Annotated in this window: 9 protein-coding genes; 8 read left to right on the top strand and 1 reads right to left on the bottom strand. The window is 71.4% G+C overall.

Translation table 11 applies throughout. The features are described from left to right. Window positions 1-10 precede the first annotated feature (10 nt). From ACFYPA_RS08485 to ACFYPA_RS08465, 5 genes are all read left to right on the top strand, one after another. Window positions 11-1,429 (top strand): GH1 family beta-glucosidase, encoded by a 1,419-nt coding sequence (locus ACFYPA_RS08485; protein ID WP_389130605.1) that lies wholly within the window; start codon window positions 11-13, stop codon window positions 1,427-1,429. A gap of 77 nt (window positions 1,430-1,506) precedes the next feature. Then, complete coding sequence (locus tag ACFYPA_RS08480; RefSeq protein ID WP_389130602.1) at window positions 1,507-4,578, top strand: glycoside hydrolase family 3 N-terminal domain-containing protein; 3,072 nt, start codon at window positions 1,507-1,509, stop codon at window positions 4,576-4,578. Window positions 4,579-4,648: 70 nt separating this feature from the next. Further along, window positions 4,649-6,103, top strand: a complete 1,455-nt coding sequence (locus ACFYPA_RS08475; RefSeq protein WP_389130599.1) for a hypothetical protein — start codon at window positions 4,649-4,651, stop codon at window positions 6,101-6,103. A gap of 100 nt (window positions 6,104-6,203) precedes the next feature. After that, window positions 6,204-6,800 carry a dihydrofolate reductase family protein gene (locus ACFYPA_RS08470; protein ID WP_359077450.1) on the top strand — a complete coding sequence of 199 codons (597 nt, stop codon included), beginning with the start codon at window positions 6,204-6,206 and terminating at the stop codon, window positions 6,798-6,800. Between the two features lie 154 nt (window positions 6,801-6,954). Further along, entirely contained in the window at window positions 6,955-8,229 is a 1,275-nt protein-coding gene (locus tag ACFYPA_RS08465; protein WP_359077452.1) for a DUF1266 domain-containing protein, read from the top strand. A 267-nt stretch (window positions 8,230-8,496) separates the two neighbouring features. Here the strand turns inward: ACFYPA_RS08465 and ACFYPA_RS08460 are convergent, their stop codons facing one another. Then, on the bottom strand, window positions 8,497-10,113 hold the full coding sequence (locus ACFYPA_RS08460) for an adenosine deaminase (protein WP_389130596.1): 1,617 nt from the start codon (window positions 10,111-10,113) through the stop codon (window positions 8,497-8,499). A 293-nt stretch (window positions 10,114-10,406) separates the two neighbouring features. On the opposite strand from ACFYPA_RS08460, the gene ACFYPA_RS08455 reads away from it, so the two are divergent. The 3 genes from ACFYPA_RS08455 (at window position 10,407) to ACFYPA_RS08445 (ending at window position 13,534) form a co-directional block, all read left to right on the top strand. Further along, on the top strand, window positions 10,407-11,102 hold the full coding sequence (locus tag ACFYPA_RS08455; protein WP_389130593.1) for a class I SAM-dependent methyltransferase: 696 nt from the start codon (window positions 10,407-10,409) through the stop codon (window positions 11,100-11,102). Window positions 11,103-11,368: 266 nt separating this feature from the next. After that, window positions 11,369-12,250, top strand: a complete 882-nt coding sequence (locus tag ACFYPA_RS08450; RefSeq protein WP_359077458.1) for a GH25 family lysozyme — start codon at window positions 11,369-11,371, stop codon at window positions 12,248-12,250. A gap of 147 nt (window positions 12,251-12,397) precedes the next feature. Continuing rightward, entirely contained in the window at window positions 12,398-13,534 is a 1,137-nt protein-coding gene (locus ACFYPA_RS08445) for a glycoside hydrolase family 3 N-terminal domain-containing protein (RefSeq protein WP_389130590.1), read from the top strand. The last annotated feature ends 14 nt before the right edge of the window (window positions 13,535-13,548 follow it).

The following is a 13,548-nucleotide window of genomic DNA, read 5'->3' as shown; positions in this document are numbered from 1 at the left end:
CAGGAGAACCATGAACCTCGTCACCCCTCAGGCCTACGCCCGCGAGCTCGCCGCCCAGGCCGTACCAGGTCTGCCCGCCGACTTCCGCTGGGGCGTCGCCACCGCCGCGTACCAGATCGAGGGCGCGGCGGCGGAGGACGGCAGAACGCCGTCGATCTGGGACACGTACTGCAGGGTGCCGGGCATGGTCGTCCGCGGCGAGAACGGCGACGTGGCCTGCGACCACTACCACCGGATGTCCGAGGACGTGTCGCTGATCGCCGGCCTGGGCGTGGACACGTACCGCTTCTCGCTGGCCTGGCCCCGCATCCAGCCCGGCGGCCGGGGCCCCGCCAACGGGAAGGGCCTGGACTTCTACAAGCGGCTGCTCGACGAGCTGGACGCCAAGGGCGTCACCCCGTGGATCACGCTCTACCACTGGGACCTCCCGCAGGAGCTCGAGGACGCCGGCGGCTGGCCGGCCCGCGACACCGCCCACCGCTTCGCCGAGTACGCGGCCCTCGCCTACGACGCCTTCGGCGACCGGGTGAAGCACTGGACCACGCTGAACGAGCCGTGGTGCTCGGCGATGCTCGGTTACGCGTACGGCAACCAGGCCCCCGGCCGGAAGAACCTCGGCGAGGCGATCCACGCCGTCCACCACCTGCTCCTGGGCCACGGCCTCGCCTCGCGGTACATGAGGGAGCAGGCAGCCGCACGCGGCAACGACCTCGAACTCGGCATCACCCTCAACCTGGGCACCGCCACCCCCGAGACCGACAGCCACGAGGACGCCGAGGCCTGCCGCCGCGCCGACGGCCTCGGCGCCCGCCTCTACCTGGACCCCATCGTCAAGGGCGCCTACCCCGGGGACATCGTCACCGACCTCGCCGCCCAGGGCATCGAACTCCCCGTCGAGGAAGGCGACCTGGCGGCCATCGCCACCCCGCTGGACGTCCTCGGCGTCAACTTCTACCGGGGCTCGCTCTTCTCCGGCGTCACCGAGGACGGAGCGACCACGGACACCGACGGACTGCCCGTCACGCGCGTCGTCGAACGCGACCTGCCGCGCACCGCCATGGACTGGGAGATCACCCCCACCGCCCTCACCGACCTGCTGGTCCGGCTGGAGGAGGACTACGGCCTGCCCACGGTCATCACGGAGAACGGCGCCGCCTTCGACGACACCGTCTCGGCCGACGGCGAGATCCACGACGCCGACCGCACCACGTACCTGTTCGACCACATCGCCGCAGTCGCCGCCGCCCGCGCACGAGGGGCCGACGTCCGGGGCTACTTCGCCTGGTCGCTGATGGACAACTTCGAGTGGTCCTACGGCTACGACAAGCGCTTCGGCATCGTCCGCGTCGACTACGACACGCAGGTGCGGACGCTCAAGGACAGCGCCAAGTGGTACCGCGACACCATCCGCCTCACCCGCGGCGCGTAACCGCCCCCAGCCGCCTCGCCACCCTCTCGACCGCACTCCCGTACCCACGTCGCACCCACCGTACGAAGGAGCCGCACATGCCACCCCGCACCCGTCACCGGGCGAGACCCGCGACCGCCGCACTGGCCGCCGCCACCGTCCTGGCCGGCCTCCTCGCCGGGGCCGTCCCCAGCGCGGCCGCGGCCGACGAACCGGCACCCGTCGCCATCGACCGGTTCGAGGGCGAGGTGCCCTTCGCCAACCAGCCGGCCGAAGGCATCTTCACCTGGGGCGGCGACGCCGACGACCCGCCCACCCTCGCCCTGAAGGAGCGCGCGGACGCCCCCGAGGGCGCCAAGGTCCTCGAAGGCACCTACGACATCAGTGGTTACGGCGGCCTCAGCCACGACTACGCCGCCGACCAGCCCGCCCACGACTGGTCCGCGCACAAGGGCATCCGCTTCTGGTGGTACGGGCAGAACACCGCGCCCCTGCCGCCCGGTTCGGGCAAGAAGATCAGCTTCGAGATCAAGGACGGCGGCGCCAACGGCGAGGCCTCCGAGCTGTGGACCACCTCGTTCACCGACGACTGGGAGGGCTGGCACCAGGTCGAGATCCTGTTCGCGGACCTCACCTACCGCGGCGACTACCAGCCCGTCGGCGGCATCGACCAGGTGCTCGGTCTGAACGAGATGTGGGGGTACGCCCTCACCCTGCCGCCCGGGGCCCCCGGAAAGTTCGCCATCGACGGCATGGAGCTGTACGGGAAGGCCGACGCCGCCCTGAAGGCGAGCGTCGTCACCGACGCGGCCGTGCACCCCGTCAAGCAGGGCGAGACCGCGGACATCGACCTCTCCGTCGCCACCACCGGTTCGCTCCCCCTGGACGAGCCCGTCACGGTCGCGTACGAGACCAAGGGCGGCAGCGGCGGGCCGGGCACCGACTACGCCCCGGTCAGCGGCACGTACACCTTCCCCGCGGGCACGGCCTCCGGCACCACGCACCGGGTCTCCGTCACCACGAAGAAGATCACCGGAGCCGCCTCCGCGAAGACGGTCCCGCTCGAACTCACCGTGACCGGCGCCAGGCCGCCGAAGGAGAACCCGCAGGTCGTCATCGACGCCCACGGGCTGCCCTACCAGGACCCGAAGCTGCCCGTGAAGAAGCGGGTCGCCGACCTGCTCGCCCGGATGTCGCCCTCCGAGAAGGCCGGCCAGATGACGCAGGCGGAGCGCAACGCGCTCTCCTCGCAGGGCGACATCGCCACGTACGACCTCGGCTCGCTGCTCTCCGGCGGCGGCTCGGTCCCCACGCCCAACACGGCGGCGGCCTGGGCGAAGATGGTCGACGCCTACCAGTTGCGCGCCCAGGCGACCCGCTTCCAGATCCCGCTGATCTACGGCGTGGACGCGGTGCACGGCCACAACAACGTGATCGGCTCGACGATCATGCCGCACAACGTCGGCCTCGGCGCGACCCGCGACCCGAGGACCGTCGAGAAGACCGGCGCCGTCACCGCCAACGAGGTGCGCGCCACCGGCATCCCGTGGGACTTCGCCCCCTGCCTCTGCGTCTCGCGCGACGACCGCTGGGGCCGCGCCTACGAGGCGTACGGCGAGGACCCGGCCCTCGTGGAGTCCCTGGAGACGGTGATCCAGGGCATGCAGGGCGCCGCGTCCGGCAAGGACCTCCACCGCAACGACAAGGTGCTGGCCACCGCCAAGCACTACGTCGGCGACGGTGGTACGGAGTACGGCTCCTCGACCACCGGTTCGTACCCCATCGACCAGGGCGTCACCAAGGTCACCCGGCAGGAGCTCGAAGCCGTCCACCTCGCCCCGTTCGCCGACGCCGTCAAGCGCGGAGTCGGCACGGTCATGCCGTCGTACTCCTCGCTCGACATCCTCGGGGACGACGAGGGCCCGGTGAAGATGCACGCCAACGCCGAGATGATCAACGGTGTGCTCAAGGACCGGATGGGCTTCGACGGCTTCGTCATCAGCGACTGGCAGGCGATCGACCAGATCCCCGGCGACTACGCGAGCGACGTCCGCACCTCGGTCAACGCCGGACTCGACATGATCATGGTCCCGACGGCGTACAAGGACTTCACGAAGACGCTCCAGGCCGAGGTCACCGCGGGCCGCATCACGCAGGCCCGGATCGATGACGCGGTCTCCCGCATCCTGACCCAGAAGTTCAAGCTGGGCCTGTTCGAGAAGCCGTACGCCGACACGTCCAACCTCGACAAGGTCGGCTCGGCCGAACACCGTGCCGTGGCCCGCGAGGCCGCCGCCAAGTCCCAGGTGCTGCTGAAGAACGACGGCGGTGTGCTGCCGCTGAAGTCCTCGCAGAAGGTGTACGTCGCCGGCTCCAACGCCGACGACATCGGTAACCAGGCCGGTGGCTGGACCGTCAGCTGGCAGGGCTCGTCCGGCAACATCACCCCGGGCACCACGATCCTGTCGGCCATGAAGAAGGACGCCGCCTCGGTCACGTACTCCAAGGACGCCTCGGCCGCCACGGACGGTTACGACGTCGGTGTCGTGGTCGTCGGCGAGACCCCGTACGCGGAGGGCATCGGCGACGTCGGCAACGGCCACGACCTGGAGCTGTCCGCCGCCGACAAGGCCGCCGTCGACAAGGTCTGCGCCGCGATGAAGTGCGCCGTGCTCATCGTCTCGGGCCGCCCGCAGCTGATCGGCGACCGGCTCGACGGCATCGACGCGCTGGTGGCCTCCTGGCTGCCGGGCACCGAGGGCGACGGCGTGGCCGACGTGCTCTTCGGTAAGCGGGCCTTCACCGGGCAGCTGCCGGTGACCTGGCCGAAGTCCGAGTCGCAGCTGCCGATCAACGTCGGCGACGCGGCGTACGACCCGCAGTTCCCCTACGGCTGGGGCCTCACCACGCTGAAGAAGCCCCCGGCCGGTGGCGAGCTCACGCTCGGCGCACTGGCGCTGGCCGCACAGGTCGCGGAGCGGACGGGCCTCGGCCGGACGGACGTGGGCCGGACCATCGTCGGGCAGGCCCGGCTGCTGGTCCAGCAGAAGATCGGCGGCAAGCTGACGGAGAAGGTCTCCAAGCCCTTCGCCGACGCCGACCACCTGCTGCTCACCGGTGATCTGACCGGTGCGGTGGCGAAGCTGAGGGCGGCGTACCGGGCCGCCTGAGGCGAAGCGGGCGGGCGGTGAGGTCTGCCGCCCGCCCGCGTTTCTCACCCGTCCGGGTTAACGTTGAATTATGCGGAACAGGCCGTTCCCCTCTTTCCTGGTCCCGGCGTTCCTCGCGGGACTCCTCCTCCTGCTGTCGGCAGCCGCCCTGCTCCTGGCCCCCGCGGCGCCTGCTGCCCCGGCCGTCCAGGCCGCCCCTGCCGCCCCGGCCGCTCACTCCGCGACCGCCTCCACCGTCGATGACGTCGCCCGGGCCCTGCGCAAGGGCCCGGTGTACGTCGATCCGGCAGCGGCCGGCCAGCTCTCCCGGAGCCAGGCCGACGCCCTGACGAAGAAGATCAAGGACGCCGACAAGCCGGTCTTCGTGGCCGTGCTGCCGCAGAGTTCCGCCTTCCCCGAGGACAGCGTCCTGCGCACCCTGCGTACCGACACCGGGATCACCGGCGTCTACGCGATCCGCCTCGGCGACGGCTTCAACGCGGGCGCCGACCCGCAGGTGATGTCCGTGCAGGCAGTCCAGAACCTCACCGCCGCCGTGAAGGCACCCGGCGCGGACACGTCCGCCGCGACCCAGCTGAACGCCTTCGTCGACCGGGCCGTCGAACAGGCCCGGGGCAGCGCACCCAGCTCCTGGGGCGGCTCCTCGTCCTCCGGCCGGGGCTCCTCGGCCGCCGCGGGCCTGATCACGGTCGGCGCCGTGGTGGTCCTCGGCGGCGCGGCGGCGTACACGGTCGTGCGCCGCAACCGTAAGCGCAAGGAGGCCGAGGAGGAGGCCGCCCTGGACAAGCTGCGGGTCGTCGTGGACGAGGACATCACGGCGTACGGGGAGGCCCTGGACCGGCTCGACTTCCACCCCTCGGAGCCGGGCGCCGACGACACGATGCGCGCCGACTACGAACGCGCCCTCGACTCCTACGAGACCGCGAAGTCCCGTATGGCACAGGCCCGGCACCCCTCGGACGTGCGCGGGGTGACCCAGGCCCTGGAGGACGGGCGGTACTCGCTCACCGTCCTCGAAGCCCGCCGCGCGGGACGCGAACTCCCCGCCCGCCGCCCGCCCTGCTTCTTCGACCCGCGCCACGGTCCCTCGGTGGCCGACGTCCGCTGGGCCCCCTCCGGCGGCACGGCCCGCGAGGTCCCGGTCTGCGGCGCCGACGAGGTACGGCTGCGGAAGGGCGAGGACCCGATGAGCCGCACCGTCGACGTGGGAGACGGCAGTCGCCGCCCGTACTGGGAGGCCGGCCCGGCCTACGGCCCCTGGGCGGGCGGCTACTTCGGCGGCGGCCTGCTCCCCGGCCTGCTGGTCGGCACCATGCTCGGCTCGATGCTCTCCACCCCGGCGTACGCGGGGGAGTACGGCGGGGGCGACTTCGGCGGTGGTGACTTCTCGGGCGGCGACTTCTCCGGCTCCGACTTCGACTCGTCCGGCTTCGGGGGCGGCGGCTTCGGCGACGGAGGCGGCGGCGGCTTCGGTGACGGGGGAGGCTTCGGCGGGGGCGGGGACTTCGGGGGCGGGAGCTTCTGAGTACGCGGGGAAGCGCCGCCGGGTTCGCGATGAGTTCCGGACGGCGTGGCAGTCTCACTTCCCGTACACCTGAACCCGCGGCCCATGAAAAGAGAGCCACATGCGCATCGTCATCAGTGAGTTCATCAGCCTGGACGGCGTCGTACAGGCGCCGGGCGGTGCCGAGGAGGACCTGGACGGCGGCTTCGCCCACGGTGGCTGGTCGCACCCCTTCTTCGACCCGGAGGTCGTGGGCGGCTCCTTCAACGACTCGATGAACGGGGCCGAGGCCCTGCTGTTCGGCCGCCGCACCTGGCAGACGATGGCCGCGGCATGGCCCGAGCGGGCCGGTGATCCGTTCGCCGACCGGATGAACGCGATCGAGAAGTACGTCGTGACCGGCACCCTCGGCGACGACGACCTGACGTGGAGCAACACCGAGCGCATCCCCGGCGAGAAGTTCGCGCTCCGTATCCAGCAGCTGCGCGAGAAGGACGGCGGCGACCTGCTGGTGATGGGCAGCCCCACCCTCGTACGCGGCCTGCTGAGCGAGGGGCTCGTCGACGAACTCCGGCTCGTGATCATGCCGGTGCTGCTCGGCGGCGGGAAGTCGATCTTCCCGGAGGACGGCGGGCTGCGCACGCTGGAACTGGTCTCGCACGCCACGAGCGACGCGGGCGTGCAGGTGTGCACTTACCGGACGGTGGCGAAGGCGTGAAGCCCATGTCGTAGGAGCCGGGCAGCCGGCGCCTGGACGCCGCCGAGGCCCTCGGGGACCGCCTCGGCACCCTCGCCCAGGTCGACCCTCGCCCCAAGGGCCCGGCGCCGGTCCGGCACGCCGACCGTGCCGGACAACCCCTTAAGGTTTGCCCATGGGTTTGACAGCAGGTCACGACGGAGGAGTCCTGCCCGGTCCGACGGCCCCAGCGCAGGGCTGGCAGGCGCCGAGCGCGGTCGAAAGGGGTCTGTACGAGGCGAAGATGCGCGGCGACTGGCCCGCATACTACGACCTCGTCGCCCGGGCCGACCTGTACATGGTGCAGTCGCGGGAGTACGTCGACACGAACCCGGGCAACACCTGCTTCCACCCCTACTGGAACCCGCAGACCCAGACCATGTGCCTGGCCGTCTACACCGGCGGCATGCTGCCGCCGCCCGTCGCCGACCCGGTCTACAACTGCTACGACTTGGGGTGGTTCGCGGAGGTCTGGGCCCAGAACGACCCGCCCTACCTCGTCGTCAACCCCGGCAGCCCCTGCGAGGGCGTCCTGCCGGCCGGACCTGAGGGCCGCGCCCTGTGGCAGCGCCACTCCGCCCCGGTCGAACGGCCGGGGCTGGCCCGGAACGTCGTCCACACCCTGGAGACGGGCGGCCCGCGCAGCGGTCTCGTCGCCTTCGGTCTCGCGGTCGGCGCGCACGTCAACGTGCGCAACGGACACTACTGGAACTCGATGGCCTACCACGGGAGCGGCTACCGCACCGAGAAGCGCACGCTGGAACGCTGGTGGGGCGTCACCACCCGTGAGGACTGGCAGGACACACAGGAACAGCTGCTGCGTGCCGGGATGGTCAGCGGCGTCTGGGAGTTCGTCCTGCAACTGCGCCGCGTCATGGCCCGGGATTTCGCGGGCCCCGTCGACGTCGACCACTGGCGCCAGGCCGCGGTGAATGTGGTGCGCCGGCGCACCGAGGCCGCCACCGAACCCCGCCTGACCGCGGACGGCGTCACCCCGGGCCGCACCGTCACCGCCGCGGAGCTGGAGGGCCAAGTGACCGGCGTGCAGCGGCTGATCGGCCGCATCGCCCGCTACGAGGCGCGGTTCCGCGCCGACGGCCTGCTCCCCGAAGCGGGCTTCGTCCAGAGCGTCGAGGCCTGGGACTACGGCCGGGCTTCCGGGATGGCCCGCTGGGGCCTCGCCGCCCGCCTGTGTTCCCTGCGGGAGGCGGAGGCGGCCGTGGTCAGCGCCGGCCGACTCGTCCAGCTCAACTACCGGTCATGGGAGGACTTCTCGGCCGCCTACGTCCTTGGCCGCTGCCTCCACTTCGACGAAGAGGAGTTCGGCGAGTGGTACGAGACTGCCCTCGCGACCCACCGCGCCCTTACCGGGGACCCGGCCGGCCCGTGGCGCACGCTCCCCTGGACCTGAGGTGGACAGGCAGCCGTGCCGGGGCAGGGCGGGGGCGGGCGGACGGCGCTGCCACGGCCGGCGCCGCACTGCCTCACTCTGTTTCCCGGACCTCCCCGGCCTCGCGCCACTTCTCCAGCCGCTCCCGCCCCGGGAGGTCACCCCGCGCGGTCGCCCACAGCGGGGCCGGCCACGGTTCTTCGTCGCTCTCCGGCCGTCCGAGCGCCTCGCGGGCGCCTGAGGGGTGCGGGGCCGCGGCCCCGCACCCCTTACGACGCAGGCCTCGGGTCAGCTACGGCGGGCGTGGTCGCGTTCGAAGGCGGCGAAGGCCGTCTCCTGGCGCCACTGGGTCGCGGCCTTCGGGTTGTCGGCGAGGTAGCGGACGCAGCGCGCGCCCGGGTGATCGCTGCCGGGCCGGGCATCGGCACAGGCAGGAACGGTGCGGTAGCCGGAGGGCGCGGAACCGGCGGCCCACAGGCTGCGGCCGTCACGGAACGCGTACTCCAGCGAGGCGCGCGCCAGGTCCTTCAGCTCGGTGTAGCCGAGGCGGTACGTCCGGGCGGCGTACTGGTACTCGTGGCTGATGTCGATCCGGGAGACGCCCGGGTCGTCGGTGGACAGCACCACCGGGACGCCGTAGCGGCGGTAGGCGTTGAACGGGTGGTCGGCGCCCGCGATGCCGAGAATCTGCTTGTTGCTGGAGAACGGCACCTCGACCGCGACCTGGCGCCGGGCCATGGTCCGGGCGAGCTGCCGCCAGTCGTCCTCGTGGACCAGGTCGACGCCGTGACCGATGCGCTCGGCTCCGGCGACGAGGACGGCCTCGCGGATGTGGAAGGTCAGGTCCTCGGGCTTGACCAGGCCGGGAGCCAGCTCACCGGCGTGCAGCGTGAGATGGGCACCCGGGTACTGGCCGCGCAGGTACTTCAGCATCCGCATCTGGAGGCTGTAGTTGCTGAGCGCGCTCTCCCCGTCCTCCGGCTGTACGAGGTTGACGGCGACGAACCTCGGGTCGCGCTCGGCCAGCCGCATGCCGACCGCCATCTGCGTGAACACCCGCGCCGGGGTGCTGCCCCGGGAGACCTGGGAGATCCATCGGACGGGCAGCCGGCAGCCCGGATCGGGGCGCGGGGTGTTGCAGTGCGCGGCCTCGCGGAACTCCGCGTTGGCGGCGTCGGCCTCCCGCACCGCCTCGTCGACCACCCGGTCGAGCCGCCCGCCTGCCAGGAGCTTGCGGTGGAACGCCGCCAGGTCGGCGTCGTAACCCACGGCTTCGGCGAGCGCCTTGGCGCTGTCCGAGGCCGGGGTGACCATCGTCTCCAGGTAGAACTGGTTCTGCTTCACCACGGTGTTGGCCACGTTGGCCAGGAGCTTGCCCCGGTCCCACGTCGCCATGCCGAACTTGCCGAACGTGTCGAAGAAGTGGTCGTGCCCGGACTGGTCGGCCGGGAAGTCCTGCATGGACCAGGCCCGGACGATCTGCTGCCGGAAGGCGGCATCTGTCCGCGCGTCTGCGGCGGGCCGCGTACCGGGACCGCAGGGCGGCGCGACAGCCGTCATCGTCGCGTCGATGCACAGCCCCTTCTCGCCCGCCAGCCTGATCAGGTACTCGGTGGTGACCGCGCCGGACAGATGGTTGTGCAGGTCACCCCCCTTGGGCAGCGCCGAGAAGAAGGCCTTCAGCCTCCCGGGCCTGCCCTGCAGCGAATCGAGATACGCGGCGGTCCTGCGCTCGGCCGCGGTCACCACGCGGGGCGAGGCGAACCCGGCCGCCCGCGACGACGCGTCGGCGGGCGACGCGGTCGCGGCCGGGATCGCCGGAAGCAGGGTCAGCACGGTGAGCGCGCCGAGCCCGGCGACGAAGAGGGACTTGGGACGGCGTGCCGTCCGAATGGTTGAGATCACCGCCGAATGATCGCTTCCGGAAGGGCATTTATCCCGTGCACCACCTCCAAGGTGCGGAACGTCCACTCGATCGAGTGCGGGCCCGTGGTGCGTCCGTGCATCGCGACCCGGGTACGACGGCGAGCCTGCCGCCCTGGTGTGCGGGATTGCCCTCATCAACACCGTCAATCGCGTGAGGTCGTCGTCCGGCAGCCCGCCGGCGATCGCACGGCCGGCCGGTTCGGCTGACGAGCGGAGCCTGCCCGCCGCTGCCCGTGCCATCGGTACCGCAAGCGGCGCACTACATTGAGGCGATGGCTGACATGCCCCTGTTCCCGCCGGAGCCCGGCAGCGCCGACGACGTCGTCCGTACATGGGAGGCGCGCGCCGACCACTATCTCCGGTTGTTCCGGCATGAACTGCACGGCAAGCCCTTCGACCTGGATGCCCTGAACGCGTTCGCGGGGCGAGTCGCCGCGGGTGGCAGGGTGTACGACGCCGGCTGCGGACCCTGCGGCCATGTCACGGAGCTGCTGACGGCGCGCGGTCTCGACGTGCTGGGCATCGACCTCTCACCGAGCTGTGTCGCCCTCGCGAGACAGGAGAAGCCGGGGTGCCGGTTCGCGGTCATGGACCAGCGGGACGTCGCGGGGGAGCGGCTGGACGGGCTGGTCTCGTACTACTCGCTGCACGACCAGCCCAAGAGGGAGCTGGCCACCACGCTGACGTCATGGGCGGTGGCCATCCGGCCGGGAGGGCAGTTGCTGATCGTGGCGAAGGAGGGGGCGCACGAGGGTGTCATCGACGATCCGCTCGGCGGCGATCTGCGGGTGTACTGGGCGGAGTTCACGGAGTACGAGCTCCGCGCGGCGGTCGGGGCCGCCGCGTTCCGCATCGACGACTGCACGGTCCGCGAGGCGTACGACGACGAGATCCCGACCCGCCGTATCTACCTGGCGGCGACGCGGACGGGCCTCGCACCGCCACCGAGCCGATCCCGACGTCCGTGATGGTGAGCAACTTGCCCTCGGAGGTGAGGGGTTCATGGGTGGCGCCTTGAAGAAGCCCTTCTGGGCAGACCCGTCAGTTCGGAAACTTCCTTCCCGCTTCGGCCATTCGTACAGCTCAGCAGACCGGAGGTTGGTCTAGTCCACTAACGACGAGGAAAACTATTTACCGAGCGCCTGCTCCTGTGGCTGACTATGACGTGTTCGCGACAATGCGACGCGCGTAGAACATCGCCGAACGCAAGTCCCCCCACGAGCAGGAGGCCGCCATGTTCCCCCGGAGTATCTCCCTCAAGCCCACCCAGAAGAGACTCACGCTGGCCGGTGTCGTCGGCACGAGCGCCGCGCTGCTGTTGAGCCTGATGTCCGGCACCGCGTCGGCAACGCCCCTGCCGGACAACCCCGTGCCGTTGGGCCAGGGATACATGGGCGTCGGTTACCTCCAGGACGGCGAGGACTTCAGGCCCGACGCCCGGCAACTGCACGTCGGCGCTCAAGCGGACGCCAACCTCAAGGCGAACCCGGAGGGCATCGACGTCTCCAAGTGGCAGGGCGGCATCAACTGGAGCTCGGTCCGCGGCGCGGGCATCGAGTTCTCCTGGATGAAGGCGACCGAGGGCCTGACGTACAAGGACCCGACGTTCAGCGCCAACTACCTGAACGCCTACAACGCGGGCGTCATCCGGGGTGCGTACCACTACGCGCGGCCGGACGTCTCCGGCGGCGCGGCCCAGGCCGACTTCTTCGCGAGCAACGGCGGCGCCTGGTCCCGCGACAACCTCACGCTGCCCGGCGTGCTGGACATCGAGGGCACCTGCTACGGCTACTCCCAGGCCGGCATGCGGCAGTGGGTCCTCGACTTCTACAACAAGTACAAGGCCCGCACGGGCCGTGACGTCGTGATCTACACCAGCCCGAGCTGGTGGAACTCGTGCACCGGCGGCTGGAGCGGCATGTCCGCCCTCAGCCCGCTGTGGGTCGCGCACTGGACCTCCGCCGGCAGCCCCAGCATTCCGTCGGGATTCCCGTACTGGACGGTCTGGCAGTACTCCTCCACCGGCTCGGTGAGCGGTGTCTCGGGCAACGTCGACCGCGACCGGTTCGGCGGTGACCGCTCCCGCCTGCTGGCTCTGGCCAACAACACCGCATGACGGTGGACGCCGGAACACGTTGCCCCGTCCCGGGCGCGGCCTCCGCGTAAGGGCACGGGGGCCGGAGCGGCCGTGCCCCGGCCGCTCCGGCCCGCGCCTCCTTCGGGGTCCTCCCCGGCTTCATGACAGTTCGCGAAGGAGTACGTCATGCGCTCGACACCACCTCTCAGCAGGCGCGCCGCGCTGATCGCCGGGACCGCGGCCCTGGCCGCGGGACTGGGGCCGGCGACCGGTTCCGAAGCGGCCGCACGGCGACCCGAGAGCTCCCGCTCCCGCGTCGCCGCCCTGTCCCCCCAGCAGCGCGCCGGGCAGTGCGTCATCCACTCCTACCCGGGCCTCACACCCCCCGCCTCCCTGATCAACGCCATCAAGGAAGGCCGCACGGCCGGTGTGATCTTCTTCGGGGAGAACATCCGGAACCTGACCCAGATCGAGAGCGTCATCCAGTCGATGAACGCGGCGCACGCCTCGTCCCCCGTGCGGGCCCCGCTGCTCCTGATGACCGACCAGGAAGGCGGCCTGATCCGCCGTCTGCCCGGTGAACCCGTCATGTCCGCCAAGGACGTCGGCGCCTCCGTCGACCCGCACCAGTGGGCCGACTTCACCGGCAGCGGCGCGGGGATGAACCTCGCGGGCATCGGTATGAACGTCAACCTCGCGCCGGTCCTCGACGTCTACCGCCGGGACGGCGACTTCACCGACCAGTACGAGCGCTCGTACAGCAAGTCCGCCGCCGCCGTCGCCAGTTGCGGTTCGGCCTTCATCACCGCGCAGCAGGGCGTCGGTGCCGCCGCCACCGCCAAGCACTTCCCCGGCCTCGGCCCCGCGTCCGCGAGCCAGAACACGGACCTCCGCCCCGTCACCATCACCACCTCCGCGTCCACCCTGCGCAGCGTGGACGAGGCACCGTACCGGGACGCCATCGCCGCCGGGACCAAGCTCGTCATGCTGTCCTGGGCCATCTACACGGCCCTGGACGCCGGCCGCCCCGCGGGTCTGTCCCCGGCCGTCGTCGGTGAACTGCGCAACCGGCTCGGCTACACGGGTGTCACGATCACCGACGCTCTGGAGGCCGGTGCTCTCCAGTCCTTCGGCGGTACGTCGCAGCGCGCGGTCACGGCCGCGTCCGCGGGCATGGACCTGTTGCTCTGCTCGTCGCGCAGCGTCTCCCAGGGGGACGAGGCGGTGAGCGCCCTGAGCGACGCCCTGGCGTCCGGTGAGCTCGACGGTACGGCTTTCGACGCCGCCGCCGCGCGCGTCGCCGCTCTCCGCGCCGGGCTGTGACGAGCGGACACTCC

Source organism: Streptomyces sp. NPDC005775, from assembly GCF_042871565.1.
In the GTDB taxonomy this organism is placed as follows: Bacteria; Actinomycetota; Actinomycetes; order Streptomycetales; family Streptomycetaceae; genus Streptomyces.
Note: the sequence above shows the minus strand (reverse complement) of the source record. Positions and strands in the feature narration are given on the sequence as shown.

Bases quoted from the DNA above. Each gene is read 5' to 3' on its own strand.
- ACFYPA_RS08455 (WP_389130593.1), top strand. From the start codon at position 10,407: ATGGCTGACATGCCCCTGTTCCCGCCGGAGCCCGGCAGCGCCGACGAC.
- ACFYPA_RS08450 (WP_359077458.1), top strand. From the start codon at position 11,369: ATGTTCCCCCGGAGTATCTCCCTCAAGCCCACCCAGAAGAGACTCACG.
- ACFYPA_RS08475 (WP_389130599.1), top strand. From the start codon at position 4,649: ATGCGGAACAGGCCGTTCCCCTCTTTCCTGGTCCCGGCGTTCCTCGCG.
- ACFYPA_RS08445 (WP_389130590.1), top strand. From the start codon at position 12,398: ATGCGCTCGACACCACCTCTCAGCAGGCGCGCCGCGCTGATCGCCGGG.
- ACFYPA_RS08470 (WP_359077450.1), top strand. From the start codon at position 6,204: ATGCGCATCGTCATCAGTGAGTTCATCAGCCTGGACGGCGTCGTACAG.
- ACFYPA_RS08465 (WP_359077452.1), top strand. From the start codon at position 6,955: ATGGGTTTGACAGCAGGTCACGACGGAGGAGTCCTGCCCGGTCCGACG.
- ACFYPA_RS08485 (WP_389130605.1), top strand. From the start codon at position 11: ATGAACCTCGTCACCCCTCAGGCCTACGCCCGCGAGCTCGCCGCCCAG.
- ACFYPA_RS08480 (WP_389130602.1), top strand. From the start codon at position 1,507: ATGCCACCCCGCACCCGTCACCGGGCGAGACCCGCGACCGCCGCACTG.